The sequence below is a fragment of the Ectopseudomonas oleovorans genome (genome assembly GCF_003052605.1).
Taxonomy (GTDB): Bacteria; Pseudomonadota; Gammaproteobacteria; order Pseudomonadales; family Pseudomonadaceae; genus Aquipseudomonas; species Aquipseudomonas oleovorans_A.
In genome coordinates this window covers 1-16,843 of the sequence record NZ_QASO01000003.1, presented here as the reverse complement: position 1 = coordinate 16,843, position 16,843 = coordinate 1, and the positions used below count along the sequence as shown (strand labels likewise).

The 16,843-nt window shown below is 55.7% G+C and carries 14 protein-coding genes and 1 tRNA gene; 12 read left to right on the top strand and 3 right to left on the bottom strand.

Translation table 11 applies throughout. The annotated features are described in order from the left end of the window. The 11 genes from ihfA (at nucleotide 1) to DBO86_RS00740 (ending at nucleotide 13,565) form a co-directional block, all read left to right on the top strand. A complete protein-coding gene (gene ihfA / locus DBO86_RS00790; protein ID WP_003243414.1) occupies nucleotides 1-303 on the top strand; it encodes an integration host factor subunit alpha in 303 nt (100 codons plus the stop codon). Continuing rightward, a complete protein-coding gene (locus DBO86_RS00785; protein ID WP_003461233.1) occupies nucleotides 284-640 on the top strand; it encodes a MerR family transcriptional regulator in 357 nt (118 codons plus the stop codon). The genes ihfA and DBO86_RS00785 overlap by 20 nt, the downstream gene beginning before the upstream one ends. A gap of 75 nt (nucleotides 641-715) precedes the next feature. Next, nucleotides 716-792, top strand: a tRNA-Pro gene (locus DBO86_RS00780). 206 nt (nucleotides 793-998) lie between these two features. Next, nucleotides 999-3,878, top strand: coding sequence for an SNF2-related protein (locus DBO86_RS00775; RefSeq protein ID WP_244185489.1), 2,880 nt, complete (start codon nucleotides 999-1,001; stop codon nucleotides 3,876-3,878). Nucleotides 3,879-3,909: 31 nt separating this feature from the next. Continuing rightward, nucleotides 3,910-5,010, top strand: a complete 1,101-nt coding sequence (locus DBO86_RS00770; protein ID WP_108232727.1) for an AAA family ATPase — start codon at nucleotides 3,910-3,912, stop codon at nucleotides 5,008-5,010. After that, nucleotides 5,007-5,657, top strand: coding sequence for a DUF4276 family protein (locus tag DBO86_RS00765; RefSeq protein WP_108232726.1), 651 nt, complete (start codon nucleotides 5,007-5,009; stop codon nucleotides 5,655-5,657). Before DBO86_RS00770 ends, DBO86_RS00765 begins: the two co-directional genes overlap by 4 nt. An 82-nt stretch (nucleotides 5,658-5,739) precedes the next feature. Beyond that, a complete protein-coding gene (locus DBO86_RS00760; protein ID WP_108232725.1) occupies nucleotides 5,740-7,539 on the top strand; it encodes an AIPR family protein in 1,800 nt (599 codons plus the stop codon). Between the two features lie 10 nt (nucleotides 7,540-7,549). Further along, nucleotides 7,550-9,220, top strand: a complete 1,671-nt coding sequence (locus tag DBO86_RS00755) for a site-specific DNA-methyltransferase (protein WP_108232724.1) — start codon at nucleotides 7,550-7,552, stop codon at nucleotides 9,218-9,220. A gap of 170 nt (nucleotides 9,221-9,390) precedes the next feature. After that, a complete protein-coding gene (locus DBO86_RS00750) occupies nucleotides 9,391-12,159 on the top strand; it encodes a DEAD/DEAH box helicase family protein (RefSeq protein WP_108232723.1) in 2,769 nt (922 codons plus the stop codon). A 28-nt stretch (nucleotides 12,160-12,187) separates the two neighbouring features. Further along, nucleotides 12,188-12,577 carry a DDE-type integrase/transposase/recombinase gene (locus DBO86_RS00745; RefSeq protein WP_108232722.1) on the top strand — a complete coding sequence of 130 codons (390 nt, stop codon included), beginning with the start codon at nucleotides 12,188-12,190 and terminating at the stop codon, nucleotides 12,575-12,577. Between the two features lie 208 nt (nucleotides 12,578-12,785). After that, a complete protein-coding gene (locus DBO86_RS00740) occupies nucleotides 12,786-13,565 on the top strand; it encodes a hypothetical protein (protein ID WP_108232721.1) in 780 nt (259 codons plus the stop codon). A gap of 376 nt (nucleotides 13,566-13,941) precedes the next feature. Here the strand turns inward: DBO86_RS00740 and DBO86_RS00735 are convergent, their stop codons facing one another. Further along, the gene (locus tag DBO86_RS00735; protein ID WP_146173170.1) at nucleotides 13,942-14,829 is read right to left on the bottom strand and encodes a hypothetical protein; all 888 of its coding nucleotides are present in this window, start codon (nucleotides 14,827-14,829) and stop codon (nucleotides 13,942-13,944) included. Between the two features lie 61 nt (nucleotides 14,830-14,890). On the opposite strand from DBO86_RS00735, the gene DBO86_RS27135 reads away from it, so the two are divergent. Then, a complete protein-coding gene (locus DBO86_RS27135) occupies nucleotides 14,891-15,124 on the top strand; it encodes a hypothetical protein (protein ID WP_341865929.1) in 234 nt (77 codons plus the stop codon). Between the two features lie 212 nt (nucleotides 15,125-15,336). On the opposite strand, the gene DBO86_RS00725 is transcribed toward DBO86_RS27135, so the two are convergent. Together DBO86_RS00725 and DBO86_RS26160 are read right to left on the bottom strand one after the other, a co-directional pair. Beyond that, nucleotides 15,337-16,551, bottom strand: a complete 1,215-nt coding sequence (locus DBO86_RS00725; RefSeq protein ID WP_108232718.1) for a toxin-antitoxin system YwqK family antitoxin — start codon at nucleotides 16,549-16,551, stop codon at nucleotides 15,337-15,339. Between the two features lie 69 nt (nucleotides 16,552-16,620). Continuing rightward, nucleotides 16,621-16,843, bottom strand: a 223-nt coding sequence (locus DBO86_RS26160; protein WP_208630309.1) for a hypothetical protein, incomplete at its 5' end; no start/stop codon positions are given.

Here is a 16,843-nt window from a genome sequence, read left to right as displayed (position 1 = left end):
ATGGGGGCTCTGACGAAAGCTGAGATGGCGGAACGTCTGTATGAAGAGCTCGGCCTGAACAAACGGGAAGCCAAGGAACTGGTGGAGCTGTTTTTTGAAGAGATCCGCCAGGCTCTTGAGCTGAACGAACAGGTCAAGCTGTCCGGGTTCGGCAATTTCGACTTGCGCGACAAGCGCCAGCGACCCGGCCGTAACCCGAAAACAGGGGAAGAGATTCCAATCACGGCTCGCCGTGTGGTCACTTTTCGTCCAGGGCAAAAATTGAAAGCCAGGGTCGAGGCCTATGCTGGAACCAAGTCATAACGACGAACTACCGGCAATTCCCGGCAAACGCTACTTCACCATTGGTGAGGTCAGCGAACTCTGCGCGGTCAAGCCCCACGTTCTACGTTACTGGGAACAGGAATTCCCACAGCTGAATCCGGTAAAGCGGCGGGGTAACCGTCGCTATTACCAGCGTCAGGATGTGCTGATGATTCGGCAGATTCGTGCACTCCTGTACGATCAAGGCTTCACCATCGGTGGCGCACGTCAGCGCCTTTCTGGTGACGAAGCCAAGGACGACACCACTCAGTATCGTCAGCTGATCAAACAGATGATTTCCGAGCTCGAGGATGTTTTGCATGTACTGAAGAAGTAAGGCCAAGAAAAAGTTGCCTTATTTCAAAAGCTTAATGTATAGTTCCTCCCGCTTTCAGTCACCCGAAAGCACCGTCGGGGCGTAGCGCAGCCCGGTAGCGCACTTGCATGGGGTGCAAGGGGTCGAGTGTTCGAATCACTCCGTCCCGACCAAAAAACCCTAGAAAATCCAGTCACTTAGCGGTGACTGGATTTTTTTATGCCTGACGATTTTGGGAAGGCTGTTAAAGAGCGCCTCCCTGGTTGCCAATTGGTTGCCAATTGAGATTGGCTTTTCTGTATTCTGAGCTGATACGGAACCGAAGGTTTTGGTTGTCTTTGTACTTGAAAAGTATCTTTGAGCATGGAGCGCGAAGCTATTGGCCATCCTTACCGAACACCAGCGCCAGTACTACGCTTGGCTGCTGACCCGACGAGCTGCAGGGGATTCGGTTGAATCGCTTGCCTCAACGCTAGTCGATTCGCAGGTCGATCTCAATCCTCATCAGGTCGATGCGGCGCTGTTTGCCTGTCGCAATCCGCTGTCCCGTGGAGTGATCCTGGCCGATGAGGTGGGGCTGGGCAAGACCATCGAGGCCGGGCTGGTCATTTCCCAGCGTTGGGCCGAACGTCGTCGGCACCTCTTGATCATCGTTCCGGCTAACCTGCGCAAGCAATGGCACCAGGAGTTGCAGGACAAGTTCAATCTGCACGGCCTGATCTTGGAAACCAAGAGCTACAATACGCTTCGCAAGCAAGGCGTCAGAAATCCCTTCGTGTTCGCTAGCGGTCCGGTTATCTGCTCCTACCAATTTGCCAAGGCCAAGGCGAAGGACGTCAAGGCCATTGCCTGGGATCTGGTGGTACTGGATGAGGCGCATCGCTTGCGCAACGTCTACAAGAACAACAACGTAATCGGCAAGACGCTGAAGGACGCCCTGGCCCACGTACATTCCAAGGTGCTGCTGACTGCAACGCCGCTGCAGAATTCTCTGCTCGAACTGTACGGACTGGTCAGCATGATCGATGACCGAGTCTTTGGCGATATCGACAGCTTCCGCGCCCAGTTTGTTAACACCGCCCGAGAGCAGGCCTTTGCTGGTCTGCGGCAGCGCTTGGGCAGCGTCTGCAAGCGCACCCTGCGCCGTCAGGTGCAGCAGTACGTTCCCTATACCGCAAGGCGCGCGATTGTTCAGGAGTTCACCCCCAGCCAGGAGGAGCGTGAGCTCTCCGGTCTGGTGGCCGAATACCTGCGTCGCCCGAACCTCAATGCCCTGCCCGAAGGCCAGCGGCAACTGATTTCTCTGGTGCTTTGGAAACTGCTGGCGTCTTCGACCCATGCGATAGCCGGAGCGCTGGACACAATGGCCAGACGCCTGCAGGGAAACCTCGATAAAGCGTCTGAAGTCATCGATCTCACCCAGACTCTGGATGAGGACTACGAAGGCCTCGATGAGCTGGCCGATGAAAGTGAAAAGGAGCTGGACAGCGAAGAAGTCGTGACTCTGAGCGCTGGCGAGCGTGATGCCATCGCCGCTGAAATCGCCGAGCTGCAGCGGTTCAAGAACCTGGCCACCAGCATCCGCGAGAACGCCAAGGGCAAGGCCCTGCTGATCGCCCTGGAGCGTGCCTTTGCCGAGCTCGAACGCCTAGGCGCCGCACGCAAGGCCATCATTTTCACTGAGTCGCGGCGTACCCAGGACTACCTGCTGTCGTTGCTGGCCGACACGCCTTATGGCGACGGCATCGTGCTGTTCAATGGTACTAACACCGATGCCACGGCCCAGCGCATTTACAAGGACTGGCTGCAGCGTCACGCCGACAGTGATCGCATCACCGGCTCCAAGACCGCCGATACCCGCGCCGCGCTGGTCGAGCACTTCAAGGAGCGCGGCACCATCATGATCGCCACAGAAGCGGGTGCTGAAGGTATCAACCTGCAGTTCTGCTCGCTGGTGATCAACTACGACCTGCCCTGGAACCCACAGCGCATCGAGCAGCGCATTGGCCGCTGTCACCGCTATGGCCAGAAGCACGATGTGGTGGTGGTGAACTTCGTCGACCGCAGCAATGAAGCGGACGCTCGGGTATACGAACTTCTGGCTGAGAAATTCCAGCTGTTCGAGGGCGTATTCGGCGCAAGCGACGAGGTGCTGGGCTCCATCGGTTCCGGTGTCGACTTCGAGCGTCGCATTGCCGACATTTACCAGAACTGCCGTGACCCCGAAGAGATCAAGCGCAGCTTCGAGCAGCTGCAGTTGCAACTGTCTGGCGAAATCAGCGAGGCGATGGTCAAGACCCGACAGGTACTGCTGGAGAACTTCGACGAAGAGGTGCAGGACAAGCTGCGTATCCGGGCCGAAGACAGCAGCAGCACGCGTAACCGTTTCGAAAGGCTGCTGCTCGATCTGACCCGCGCCGAACTCGACGACTATGCGTACTTCGGGGGCGACAGCTTCGAGCTGCGCAGGATACCGGCCGGTAGTGCTCCCGGCATTGCTTTGGGGCGTTATGAACTGCCACGCCGTGCCGGTGATTCGCATCTGTATCGTCTAGGCCACCCGCTGGCTGCCTGGGTGATCGACCAGGCCAAGAGCCGTCCGCTCGATCAGCAACCCGCCGCCAAACTGGTATTCGACTACGCCGGCTATGGAACCCGGATCAGTACCCTGGAGCCCTTGCGTGGCCAGTGTGGCTGGCTGACCCTGAAACTGTTTTCCGTCGAGGCGCTGGGCAACCTAGAACAGCATCTGGTGGTTTCCGCCGTCACGGCTGACGGGCAGGCGCTGCCCGAGGATGATCCAGAAAAGCTGCTGCGCCTGCCGGCATGTCTGGAGCAGGGTGACTACGCGGCAGCCGGAAATACACTGTTGGCCGACGACTTGGAGCAGCGCAAGAATCAGCTGCTGCGCGAGATCAACCAGCGCAACATGGGCTACTTCGATCAAGAACTCGCCAAGCTCGACGCCTGGGCTGAAGACCTCAAGCTGGGGCTGGAGCAGGAAATCAAGGCGATTGATGGAGATATCAAGGAAGTGCGCCGAATCGCGGCGACCGCGGCGACGCTGGAGGAGAAGCTCGGCTACCAGAAGCAGCAGCGTGAGCTGGAGGGCAAGCGCAACAAGCTGCGCCGCGAGCTGTATGCTCGTCAGGATGAGATCGATGCAGAGCGCAACGAGCTGATCGATCAGCTAGAGCAGCAGCTGCAGCAACAGGTACAGGAAGTCACCCTGTTCACGGTGGAGTGGGTACTGCAATGACAAGGCATATGTGCAACAGGAAGGCCTCTACATGATTAAGCAGGTCAACGACTCGGATCAGATCTCGCGACTGGTGCTGCGCGGCTACAAGTCCATCGCCGATTGCGAGCTGGAGTTGGGCCGGCTCAACGTGTTGATCGGTGCCAACGGTGCAGGCAAGTCCAACCTGATCGGTTTTTTCCGGTTGATCGGTCGGATTCTGGACCAGCAGCTGCAGACTGCCGTTGGCCTCGCAGGTGGTCCGGATGCTCTGCTGCATTTCGGACGCAAGAAGACCGAGGTAATGCATGCCGAGCTGTATTTCGGCAACAACGGTTACCGCTTCACCCTGCGCCCCACTCAGGACAACCGCATGATGTTTGATCGTGAGGCGCTTTGGTGGAATGCACATGGAGACTGGCGCCCGACGTCAGGCCATTTTGAGTCCTATGCGGAAAGCCAAAAAAACAAGACATTGATCTACCGACACGTCGTTCCTGCAATGCGCAGCTGGCGTCTTTACCACTTCCATGACACCAGCAGCAGCGCTCTGGTCAAGCAGATCCATAACCTCAACGACAACGAATACCTGCGCGACGACGGTCGCAACTTGGCAGCCTTCCTGCTGCGCCTGAAGAACCATCACGAAGAGCACTATCGCCGTATCGTCAAGACTATCCGCCTGGTGGCGCCCTTCTTCGGCGATTTCCACTTGCGCCCGACCGTCGACAACCGGGAAAAGATTCAGCTCGAATGGAGCGAACAGGGCCAGGACGAGCCGTTCACCGCGAGCGCCTTGTCTGACGGCACTCTGCGCTTCATCTGCCTGGCCACCGTGCTGCTGCAGCCGGAAGAGTTCATGCCGGCGGCTATCCTGATCGATGAGCCGGAGTTAGGCCTGCACCCGTTCGCGATCAGTGTGCTGGGCGGCCTGATGAAGTCGGCAGCCCAGCAGCACCAGCTGATCGTTTCCACCCAGTCGGTCGAGCTGGTCAACGAGTTCGACGCTGAAGACCTGATTGTGGTCGACAAGCGTGGCGGAGCCTCCACCTTCGTGCGTCCGGATATCTCAGTCCTGGCCGAGTGGCTGGCTGACTACAGCTTGGTCGACCTTTGGAAGAAGAACCTATTGGGCGGGAGGCCTGGACGATGAGTCGGGTCTATCTGTTGGTCGAAGGACAGACCGAAGAGGCCTTCGTTAACGAGCTACTGATGCCTCATTACGCCCGGCAGGGGCTGTACCTGGTGCCGATCATTGTCAGTACCAGCCCCGGCCACAAGGGCGGGGTGGTCAGCTATGCCAAGGTGAAACCGCAGATCGACAAACTCTGCAAGCAGGACGCTAGTGCCCACGTATCTACCCTGTTCGACCTCTATGCACTGCCCGGCGACTTCCCTGGCAAGTACAGCGCTGACTACCCAGCGATGGGCAGCGGCCGGCAGAAGGCCGAGTTTCTCGAAGCTGCCCTGGCTCAGGACATCGGCCAACGCAACTTCATCCCCAATTTGCTGGTGCATGAGTTCGAGGCGCTGCTATTCGTCCGCGTCGAGGCTTTCGCCGACTGGACGGACGATGATCGAGTGCTGGAACCATTGTGTGCGGTGAGCGCGACGACTGCGCCGGAAGACATCAACGACAGCCCGCAGACCGCGCCCTCCAAGCGCATCCTCGCCGCCATGCCCGGCTATCAGAAGACCCTCCATGGCCCGCTGATCGCCTGTGATATCGGACTGGATGCAATTCGGGCGGGGTGTCCACATTTTGCTGGCTGGCTGAACAGAATTGAATCGCTTGTATAAAAGGAGTTTGGGTTGATATGACCAGTCCACAAGGTAGTGTGAGAAAGGTGGGAGTTTCACGGCGGGTGGGGGGCGAAGGTTGATGGCTGCCCTTGCCCCTGATTACATGGCCACCCTCAAGAAGATCCTGCGTGAGAGATTTGTAGGTTCACTGCCGCCGCTGCTGGATACCCAAAAGCCAGCAGCTGAGCAGCAAGAAAAGCAGCTGTCACGCGCATTCAGTGCTTTCGTGTTGCACAAGCTGCTCGATCTGGCACCAGCGGATGCCGCTGCGGCGGTGGTCGATGACTTCAATGACAAGGGCATTGATGCCATTTACTACCACGAGCCGTCGGAAACGCTTTACCTGCTCCAAGCCAAGCTGAAGGAGTCTGAGCAGTTCAAGCAGGAGGACGCACTTCCGTTCTGTGAGGGCGTTCGTCTGCTGTTGAAGCAGGACTTCGCTGCCTTCAACCAGAATGTCCTGCGACGTCAGGCTGAGATTGAGGCCGCACTGGATGCCTGCAGCCATATCCAGCTGGTTGTTCCCTACACCGGCGACGGTGTCTCAAAGACCGCCAGCGATGCCTTGCAGGTACTGCTTGACGACAAAAACCTCGATGAAGAGCGCTTGCTCAAGCAGGTGCAGTACTACGCGGCAGATGAGATCACTCGCGATCTTCGGGCCGAGCATGCTTACTCGCCGGTGCATACCGACATTTTTCTGCAAAAGTGCAGCAAGGTTGAGGAGCCACGCACGACCTACTTCGGCCTTGCCAGGCTGTCTGACCTGGTTGCGTTACACAAGCATCATGGCAAGGCGCTTTACGAGCGCAACATTCGATATTTCCTTGGCAGCAGCAAGTCCGACGTCAATGCTGCCATCCAGACGACCCTGCGTGATGCTCCCGACAAGTTCTTTTACCTGAACAACGGTGTCACCGCCGTTTGTGAGCATGTTGATCAAAAGGGCAACAAACCAACAACAGGCTTCCGCAGGTATCAGGTCAGAGGGCTATCCATCATCAACGGTGCGCAGACGGTCGCATCTGCTGCGGAGTTTATGACGCAGAACCCGCTGAGCGATATCGGGAGCGCCAGGGTGTTGTTTACCCTGATCAAGGCTCCATCCGATGGTGCTTTTGGCAAGCAGGTGACTAGGGCTCGTAATCACCAGAATCCAGTGCAGGTAGCAAATTTTGCTGCCCTTGACGACACTCAGGAGCAATTGCGGCAGGAAGCCCGCCTCCTGGGTTTTGACTACCACTATCGTCCTGAAGCTCAGGGGACAAGCCTGAAGGCCTTCACCTTTGAGGAGGCCTTGCGAGCACTGGCCCTGCAGCAGAATGATCCGCGCTATCCCGCGTGGCTCAAGGGGGAGCTGGCGCGACTCTCGAATCCGGATTCGGACGAATACAAGGCATTGTTTAGCTCCACACTCAGCGGCATGAGGCTGGTCAATGTAGTCCAGTGCCAGCGAGTTCTTCGTGATTTGATTGTTGGTTATGAAAATGGGGCTCGAACCGCGTCTCAGGAAAAGATGCTCTACCGTCATGGCAACCACGCCATAATGGCGGTCATGATGAAGCGACTGCGTAATCGTATCGCAGCCGCCCAGGTCATTGATCCTGGCGAGGTTGCAGCGTTGGTCAGCCCCTCCTTGGATTTGCTTCGGCAGCAAGCCTTTGATCTTGGACAATCACGGTTGAATGGCGCGGGTCCGCTGGCGTTCTTCCGAAATCAGGGCAGCGTCGTGGCCTTTTTGGCCGACCTGATGGAGGGGCACTACGGGCTGGCCGGCGATCCGGCTATAACGCCACTCCGTAATATCCAGATGGCAGCGGACGCGTATCCGCGCAAGCGCTTGTTTGACTACATGTCGAGCAAGGCACCGCAAATTTGAGAAGGACAGCATGAGCAAGCAAAAACTCGAACTCACCTGGATCGGCAAGGACAAGCGCCCCAAGCTGGAGCCGCGCATCCTGCTGGAAGATCCGGCCAAGTCCTACCACGCCAACCATCGCGTGACGGAAAACGACATATTCGACAACCGGCTGATCTTCGGCGACAACCTGCTGGCCTTGAAGGCGCTGGAGCAGGAGTTTGCCGGCAAGGTGAAGTGCGTGTTCATCGACCCGCCGTACAACACCGGCAGTGCCTTCACCCATTACGCCGACGGGCTGGAGCATTCGATCTGGCTGGGGCTTATGCGGGATCGCTTGGAAGTTATCAAACGACTTTTGTCGGAAGATGGCTCGCTGTGGATCACGATTGATGACAACGAGTGTCATTACCTGAAGGTTCTGTGTGATGAGGTTTTTGGTAGGCAGAATTTTCTTTCATGCTCTATTTGGAATCATAGCGTTCAATCAAAGGGGTATAGCGGGAAGTTCTCTGTGCATCACAACTATGTACTTGTGTATCAGAGGTCGCCAGATTTTTTGCTAAAGAATCTGCCTAGGCAGGATGAGCATAATGTTAATTACTCGAACCCTGATAATGATCCTCGTGGGCCTTGGCGTTCTGGTGATGTGAGGAACTCACTTGTTAGGCCAAATTTGATGTATGACATCAAGACGCCAAGTGGGAAAGTAATTCCACATCCTCCAAAAGGTTGGCGCTTCAGTCAGGAGACTTTTGAGCGTGAGCTGGCTGACGGAAAGATTAAGTTTTCTCCTGATGAGACGCGAATAATCAGAAAGATTTACTTGGCGGATCAAGAGGGGCGAGTTCCTGAAACAGTCTGGTTTGCTCAGGATGTTGGCACTACCCGAGAGGCCAATAGTGAAGTTCGTGCATTTGTGGATGGAGATTTCTTTGACACGCCGAAGCCAGAGCGACTGCTTGAGCGTGTCTTGAGCTTATCTACCAACCCCGGCGATCTCGTCCTCGACTCCTTTGCCGGCTCCGGCACCACCGGCGCTGTCGCGCACAAGATGGGCCGGCGCTGGATCATGGTCGAGCTGGGCGAACACTGCCATACGCACGTCATCCCGCGCCTGCAGAAGGTCATCGACGGCACCGACCAGGGCGGAATCAGCAAGGCCGTCGGTTGGCAAGGCGGCGGCGGCTTCCGCTACTACAAGCTGGCTCCCACGCTGATCGTCAACGACCGCTGGGGCAATCCGGTGATCAACCCGGAGTACAACGCTGCCATGCTGGCCGAGGCGCTGGCCAAGCTGGAAGGCTTCACCTATGCGCCCTCGGAAGCCCACTGGTGGCAGCACGGCCATTCCAGCGAGCGCGATTTCATCTATGTCACCACCCAGAACCTGTCTGCCGAGCAACTGCAGGCGCTGGCCGACGAGGTCGGGAACGAGCAGAGCCTGCTGGTCTGCTGTGCCGCCTTCCACGGCGTGACCGCTGCCCAGGCCGAAGCGCACTGGCCGAACCTGACGCTGAAGAAGATCCCCAAGATGGTGCTGTCGCGCTGCGAGTGGGGCCACGACGATTACAGCCTGAACGTCGCCAATTTGCCGCTGGCCGAGCAACCGGTTGCCGCGCCCGAGCCGCTCAAGAAGGGCAGGAAGAGCAAGGCCGCTGAACCTGCACAGCCTGGCCTCTTTGAAGAAAATGCAGACTGATGAGCCGACAGGCCCGGATCAGACTGGTCGGGGGTCTCAACCTGTAAGCCCGACTTACAGGTTGGGGGCTGCCGCATCGACACGAAAGTCGCAGCGGCCCGACCGGAGAAACAGATTGAGTGAAACAGGAAGCCTGCGTGCTTGCCGAACAAGGACATAGGGAAAGCAGTATGAGCAGTTCGCGTATTCAACATCACGTTTCCGGGCGCCTGTCGCTGCGCCCGCCTCAGGCCGAATCGCTGGCCAAGCTGGTGCAGGCGCTGGACGCCGCACCCGAGCTGCGCAAGCATCCGCAAAACGTACCGGCCATCCTCGACACCCTGAAGGCCCGGTTCCCGACCCTGGAAGACTTCGAGCGCGATTTCCCGTCGCTGTGCTTCGCGTTGGCCACCGGTGTGGGCAAGACCCGGCTGATGGGCGCCTTCATCGCCTATCTGCACCTTGAGCACCAGATCAACAACTTCTTCGTACTCGCGCCGAACCTGACCATCTACAACAAGCTGATCAGCGACTTCACCCCGAACACGCCCAAGTACGTGTTCAAGGGCATCGGCGAATTCTCGATCAACGCGCCGCGGGTGATCACCGGCGACAACTACGACCAGCAGAACATCCTCGGCGGTGAGCTGTTCGGCGAGGTTCGCATCAACATCTTCAACATCGCCAAGATCAGCTCCGAGGTGCGTGGCGGCAAGGAGCCGCGCATCAAGCGGATGCGCGAAGTGCTGGGCGACAGCTATTTCAACCATCTGGCCAGCCTGGACGATCTGGTGCTGCTGATGGACGAATCGCACCGCTACCGCGCCCAGGCGGGGATGCGGGCGATCAACGAGCTTCAGCCACTGTTTGGTCTGGAAGTGACCGCCACGCCCTTCACAGAGTCGAGCAAGGGGCCGGTGCCGTTCAAGAACGTGGTGATGGACTACCCGCTGGCCCGAGCCATCGAAGACGGCTTCGTCAAGGAGCCGGCCGTGGTCACCCAGCGCGACTTCAACGTCAAGCAGCATGCGCCGGAAGAAGTGGAGCGGGTCAAGCTGGAGGACGGCGTGCGCCTGCACGAGGCGACCAAGGCCGAGCTGCTGACCTACGCCCGCGAAAACGACGCCAGGGTGGTGAAGCCCTTCATGCTGGTGATCGCCCGCGACACCACCCATGCCGGGCAACTGCTGGCATTGCTGGAATCGGATGTCTTCTTCGAGGGGCGCTACCGCGGCAAGGCCATCCAGGTCGACTCCAGCAAGAGCGGCAAGGATGAAGAGGAAATGATCACCCGCCTGCTGGCCGTGGAAAGCGTGGATGAGCCGACCGAGATCGTCATCCACGTCAACATGCTCAAGGAAGGCTGGGACGTTACCAACCTGTACACCATCGTCCCTCTGCGGGCCGCCAATGCACGCACGCTGATCGAACAGTCCATCGGCCGCGGCCTGCGCCTGCCCTATGGCAAGCGCACCGGGGTGGAGGCCGTGGATCGCCTGAACATCGTCGCCCACGACAAGTTCCAGGAAATCATCGACGAGGCCAACCGCGGCGATTCGCCGATCCGCCTCAAGCAGGTGATCCTCGATGCGCCCAAGGCGGACGACAACAAGACCAGCGTGCAGGTGCAGTCCGGCGCGCATGCGATGCTCGGCCTGAGCGAAGGTGCAGAGCAGCCGGCTGCTGAGCAGGGGAGCAAGCCTGGTGAGGTAAGCAGTGCCGGTGCGAATGCTGAAACACCGAAGCCTGCGCCGATTTTCACCACCGAAGCGGAGAAGCAGGCTGCCCGTGTGGTGATGGAGGTGATCGGCCAGTATGAAGCTCGCCGTGATCTGGTGCCGAGCAGCAAGGATCTGCTGAAGAAAGAGGTACAGGAGCAGATCAAGGCCGAAGTCGCCGAGCGCCTCAAGCCCCAGCAGGGCTCGCTGCTGGAAGGCCAGGACGCGAATGCACCTGAGCTGAATCTGGATGATGTGGTGGCCAAGACCACCGAAGTGGTGGTTCAGCAGACCATCGATATTCCGCGCATCACGGTAGTGCCGACCGGCGAGGTAACCTCGGGCTACCACCCGTTCACGCTGGGCGATCTGCCCAACTACCAGCCGGGCCAGCGCGAGCTTCTCGTGCAGGAGCTGCGCACCAGCAAGCAGTCCACCTTGAGCCGCGAAAGCGGCATTCGCGAGAAGCGCCTGGAGGACTACATCGTCAAGAAGCTGATCGACTTCGATGACGTGGATTACTTCACCCAGGCCGAACTGCTCTACAACCTGGCCGGGCAGGCGGTGGCCCACTACCAGAAGCAGAACTACGCCGAAAGCGAGCTGCACGAGATCCTCGATACCCACGGTGCGGATCTGGCCCGCCTGATCCATGCAGAAATGCACAAGCACTTCTGGGAAGAGGCCAGTGGCTATGAGGTCAAGGTCAGCCGCGGCTTCACCGAGCTCAAGCCCTGCAACTACACGGTAGCGGCCAACCAGCCGGTACACCGCGTGCGCGAAACAGTCACCGAGACCAGCCGGATCAAGCAGATGCTGTTCGGCGGCTTCACCCGCTGCCTGTACCCGCTGCAGAAGTTCGATTCGGACACCGAGCGGCGCTTTGCCGTGATCCTTGAGCGCGAGGCCCTGAAGTGGTTCAAGCCAGCCAAGGGGCAGTTCCAGATCTTCTACAAGCTCGGTGCCGAGCAGCCGGAGTATGTGCCGGACTTCGTGGTGGAGACTGACAGCTGCATCTTCCTCGCCGAAACCAAGGCTGCCAGCGACCTGGAAACCCAGGAAGTGCAGGCCAAGGCCGCTGCCGCTGCACAGTGGGCCAAGCATGCCTCCGACTACGCGCAGAGCGTCGGCGGCAAGCCCTGGAAGTACCTGCTGATCCCGCACAGCGAAGTAACCGAGGCGAAGCGGCTGATGGACTATCTGCGGTTTGAGGTGAAGGCGCCGGTATCGGTGGCTGGCTGAAAGGCGCAGGGCTAGGCAATCGGCCCGAATGACTCAGTGCTCCAGGTGCGTTCTGACTTGGAGCACTCTCTATTCACGCGCCGTCGTCGGCTGGGCGATGCGCCATCGCATGCAGCAAGCCTTAGTGAATGCTGCGCTGGACACGGCTGTGGCACGCCGCCAACCACAAGCGGAGGTACTGTTGCACTCGGATCGTGGCAGCCAATACTGTGCCTACGTCTACCAGGCCTTGCTGCGGCGCCATCGGATTGTGCTCAGCCATTCATGTCCGGGAAACTGCTGGGACGCTGCGATGGAGAGCTTCTTCCGTTCGCTAAAGACCGAGCGGGTGTATCTGACGCGCTACGCCAGCTACAAGGAGGCGAAAACCGACCTGTTCGTCTACATCCGCTTTTACAATCACCGCCGCCGCCACTAGACGTTGGGCTATCTTAGTCCGATGGAGTTAGAGCGTAAAAATGCACGCAGTAGCTCTTAACTACCTGTCCACTAGTTCCGGAACAGAACAGTTTATATTGTAAAATAAGAAGAGGTGGAAGCTTTTCTCTCGACAGTATCTGAAAGAGCTGGCTGCCAGCCTGAGTAAAATAGATTCAACTGACCAGAGTTTGACAAAGGGGTTGTGGATGATTAAGGAAGAAGCCGGTCACCTACCTAAACATTTCAAAGATTTCGTCAATCATGTCGGCATCAAAAAACAGTTTGGCGCGCTTTTTTCGAAAGAATATAATGAGATATTAGAGAAGGAGACTCAGGGGGAGTGGGTCCTTGAACATGTCTATGCTCTAATTGAAAAAATCACGATAGCCGAAATGCCAATACCTGAAACACTACATAAGACAACCGTCACCAAGAAAGAGCTTTCACAGAGCATCCAATTATCTGCAGGACTTGACGATCTGGCGAGGAAGTTTTGGTTTTTGAAGCAATACACTAAGGGCTCAGGGTGGCTCGCTTCAGCAAGCTTAGCTGTATTGCAAAAAGAGTTTGCCTGGATAGCGAAAAGAAAGAATGCTGGAAAGTCCATCAGCAATGGTATCAACTCCATAGTAAAGATTCTGATGCAATTGCAGGGCGATGCAATACATCAAGAAAAACTCAGAATTAAAATATACCAGCAAGAAATAAACTCTACTATTCTCGCAAGAAGGCGGCTGGCAAGAGACTTATTTCCATACAACGTAGTTGATCTTCATATAAGGAGGCAAAAGCGCCAGCGGCAAGTGCTTGACAATCCTTACAAAGATATAAAAAAAATAGGTCTTGGCATTGAGAGCAATTTTAAGACCAAAGCGGTAAGAAGGGAGTCTGTAATTTTGGATGAGCCCACCAATCCGAGGACTTTTTCGTCTGGCCATATTTTATATACGGCTGGCTGGTCTTTAAGAGACGAAGTTGGCGAGTAGGCTTTACTTGGTTTACTGCAGGGGCTGGGCTTTTTGTTTTAAAATAAAAAGCATGTATAAAAATGCACCGCCCATGTCAATGTTCGAAACTATCTGCCTTAGCCCGTTTTTTATACGATCATCACAGACAAAAACTGGTCAGGGCACTGTCGTTGGCTAAGAAGAGAAGTCACCCCAAAGCAGGCTGGTCTGCCCCAGGCTGAGAGCCTCGCCAAGCGGTATATAGGTCTCTACGAGACCCGGTCGATCAGATCGATATGTGGCGCCCCCACTTAAGGTAAGAACCGGCAATGCGGCACGCTTCCATTTATGGCCTAATTATGTCTTCCTAGGGGGGTAGAAGCCGCCTCAATCATAAATTGATATATCGTACTTTCTATTTCCTCATGATTTTATCTCGAGCTTCTTGGAACTCTGCTTCAGACACAACGCCGGCATCCTTCAGTTGCGTCCACTTGAGCAATTCGTCGGCAACAGAATAAGGCTTGAGGTTGTCAGTCTTAATTATCGTGGATCTCTCTGGCTTAATTGCACATAATAAACCATGTATCATTGACTTGGCCTTGGCTGTTACGGCAGATCCTATTCCGTAGGCGGATTTTGACGTGCGCCAAACCCAGTGCCGAATTAAAAACAATCCAAGGGCAAAAAAAGACAATAGCGCAGAATTTAAAAATAGCACCGCCCAGTACTTATGATAAATCTCGTCATTCCTCTGCTTGGCTTCCGCTTCCGCCAATTTCTCGCTGATTCTATCCGCCTCATCTAGGTTGGATGCATTGATAATGACTTTAACTTCTGGCTCTTCAGTATTTCCGTAAGCCCTAGCCGATAGATCAAAATACTTATTTTTATAAACTGCGGCGACTATTGGTTTGTTGGTTTTCAGTGCGGCATAAATATTTTGATAATTATCCGAGTCTGAGCTGCTCTTGATCGCACCGAATCTCTCTGAGTAATATTCTAATTTTTTATCATTTATTGTTATGCCTTTCGAGTAGACTTCGGGAAACAACTCATCTTCGCGCAAGGCATATGCAACCCGTAATCCTCTTTTGTTGCAGCTTATGGTGTATGGGCCACCCCAATCTAGAATGGAGAAAATATCAATCTCATGGATGATTTCATTGAGTGTGTCGAAGTCATCTGTGACGGTTTTGCATATAGGGATGTATCTGAGCCTAACCTCACTATCAAGCTCCCAATAAAGCTCTCCTGTCTCTCTATTGAAATTCTCGACTGCTTGTTTTTCAGTGTTGGCCATAGCCGAATAGCTCGGCAAGGATGCTATAAATATGCTGAAAAAGCTGATAGGGAGGCTCTTCATGATGCTCAATATTCACTGGGTCAAGAGAAAAAATGTTATCACAAAATGCCGTTATTTCGACGAGCCAGGCGTAGCTAATTGTGTTCGCGTTATAGAGACGGTGGCTGCATGTTGGTTGGCTACCTATGCGGGCTTGCCAGATCAACGATCTACAAGTTTATCGGCTCAGGCGAGTTTCCGCAGTTTTTCCCTCTGGCGCGGCGAAGTTTTGACTGGATCAAAATCTAAATAATCACTTGGATTCGGTCGAGGATTGAGGAACGCGACTGCGTTTAAGTCACACGTGTAATTGAGGTGAGGTTGGTCAGGTCGCATAGTTGGAAGATCCATAAGCTCCCATCAAGCAAACGCTAAAGCCTGCCAGACCAACCCTAGCATATACGAAAAGGGCGCTCTTGCGAGGCGCCCTGAATAGATGACTGCTGTAGGCCGGTCATGGTGGGCCTAATGGAAGGGCGCCTCGCGATAGCGATGCATAGGCATTGGGAAGCCACTGATCCTGAAGAAATCAGGCTTTGCAGAGCTGGTGTCCGTGCTATCGACTAGCGCCAGCCCTTCAGGCGTGCGCCTTAACTCCTTGATCTCTGTCGCGGCCCCGTTAACCCAGGTGACACTCATGACCGGCCCCAAACCGCCATCATGGAAACGCTCAACACCGTTTTTCAGCAAAGTGGCGCCATCGGCTGACGGAGTTCCGGTATAGCTCATCAGCAGCTTGCCCGTCTCTGGATCAACCAGCTCAAGGGTGCCTGATTGTGGTACCCCCCTGCTCCAAATAACCTCGTAGCAGAAGTAGGCCGGTTTACAATACTTATGCAAACCATCCAGCGGCATGGAGGCGGCATCCGCATCTGGATTTTGGTCGACATTAACGCGCATCTCACGCTCTATGACGTGCTGCCCCTCCCATTTCTGGAACAGGCGGGACTGAACCACGCTGTCGTCGTTATAGACATATTCGGTGATGACATTTCCATCGATATCCCAAGTCGTATGGGTACCGACATGCTTGCCCTCATTCCACTGTTCTTGCCTGCTTAGATATCGTTGGCCCTCTTCAAATGAATAGGCTTTGGTCGTCCCGTGGAGCTCTCCATTCTTAAAGTGAAGCTCGCGTTCCTGATCGATAGTGAATCCGGTCTGTTTGCCGTTGTGCCACTCGAGGTCAGTCAACAAGGTATCGGTACCAGGTTCCCATCGACGCTCCCGACCTTCGGCCTGGCCGGCTATCGCATGTGATTCAGAAACCAGCTTACCGGTCTTTTCATCATAGCTACGCTGCACGCCATGCTTAAGATCCGCTTGCCAGTTGATCTCGTAGGCAACCTCACCACTGGGGTACCAACCTGTTTCAGTACCTTGGCGCTTTCCTGCTGCAAAGCTGACCTCAAATTCTTTCGCGCCGGTTTTTCCAAAACATGTCGTTAGCCCATCAAGCTTTCCCTCGCTGTAGCGGCTGACGCAATTGAAATATGGAGTCAGAATACCTGACACCATTCTGTTTTCTTTGACAATCCCAGTGAATGGGTCAGTTTCCCCGAATTTGTAGGCAAGGCCATTAATATCACGCACTTCGGCACGGGTGATCTCTTGCTCCGAACAAGCTGCCAGCAGACTCAGTGTTAAAGCTAAAAAAGGCAATTTAATTATGTTTGCCACGTTATGCTCCTTGGTATAGAACGCGGGATAGAATAAGCGTTGAGAACTTTGCGGTTGGATGGAGCTATGTTAGCTGTACCCAACTCCATAGGTTGATTTTCGACCTCCAGTGCTCTTCATTGTTGGCGCTGATGGAAAATTGACCCACCCTGCCGATTGAAATTTGACCCAGGGCGGATTGCTGATTTTGTTACCAGCAACTGTGGATAAGTCTACCAGCGCAGCTGCTTTTGAACCCACTCCCTCGCTGTCCCAGTTCAGCTGTTGAAGACCTGCCACATGCAGCCATGCA

Bases quoted from the DNA above. Each gene is read 5' to 3' on its own strand.
- ihfA (WP_003243414.1), top strand. From the start codon at position 1: ATGGGGGCTCTGACGAAAGCTGAGATGGCGGAACGTCTGTATGAAGAG.
- DBO86_RS00785 (WP_003461233.1), top strand. From the start codon at position 284: ATGCTGGAACCAAGTCATAACGACGAACTACCGGCAATTCCCGGCAAA.
- DBO86_RS00770 (WP_108232727.1), top strand. From the start codon at position 3,910: ATGATTAAGCAGGTCAACGACTCGGATCAGATCTCGCGACTGGTGCTG.
- DBO86_RS00765 (WP_108232726.1), top strand. From the start codon at position 5,007: ATGAGTCGGGTCTATCTGTTGGTCGAAGGACAGACCGAAGAGGCCTTC.
- DBO86_RS00760 (WP_108232725.1), top strand. From the start codon at position 5,740: ATGGCTGCCCTTGCCCCTGATTACATGGCCACCCTCAAGAAGATCCTG.
- DBO86_RS00755 (WP_108232724.1), top strand. From the start codon at position 7,550: ATGAGCAAGCAAAAACTCGAACTCACCTGGATCGGCAAGGACAAGCGC.
- DBO86_RS00750 (WP_108232723.1), top strand. From the start codon at position 9,391: ATGAGCAGTTCGCGTATTCAACATCACGTTTCCGGGCGCCTGTCGCTG.
- DBO86_RS00745 (WP_108232722.1), top strand. From the start codon at position 12,188: ATGACTCAGTGCTCCAGGTGCGTTCTGACTTGGAGCACTCTCTATTCA.
- DBO86_RS00740 (WP_108232721.1), top strand. From the start codon at position 12,786: ATGATTAAGGAAGAAGCCGGTCACCTACCTAAACATTTCAAAGATTTC.
- DBO86_RS00735 (WP_146173170.1), bottom strand. From the start codon at position 14,829: ATGGCCAACACTGAAAAACAAGCAGTCGAGAATTTCAATAGAGAGACA.
- DBO86_RS27135 (WP_341865929.1), top strand. From the start codon at position 14,891: ATGATGCTCAATATTCACTGGGTCAAGAGAAAAAATGTTATCACAAAA.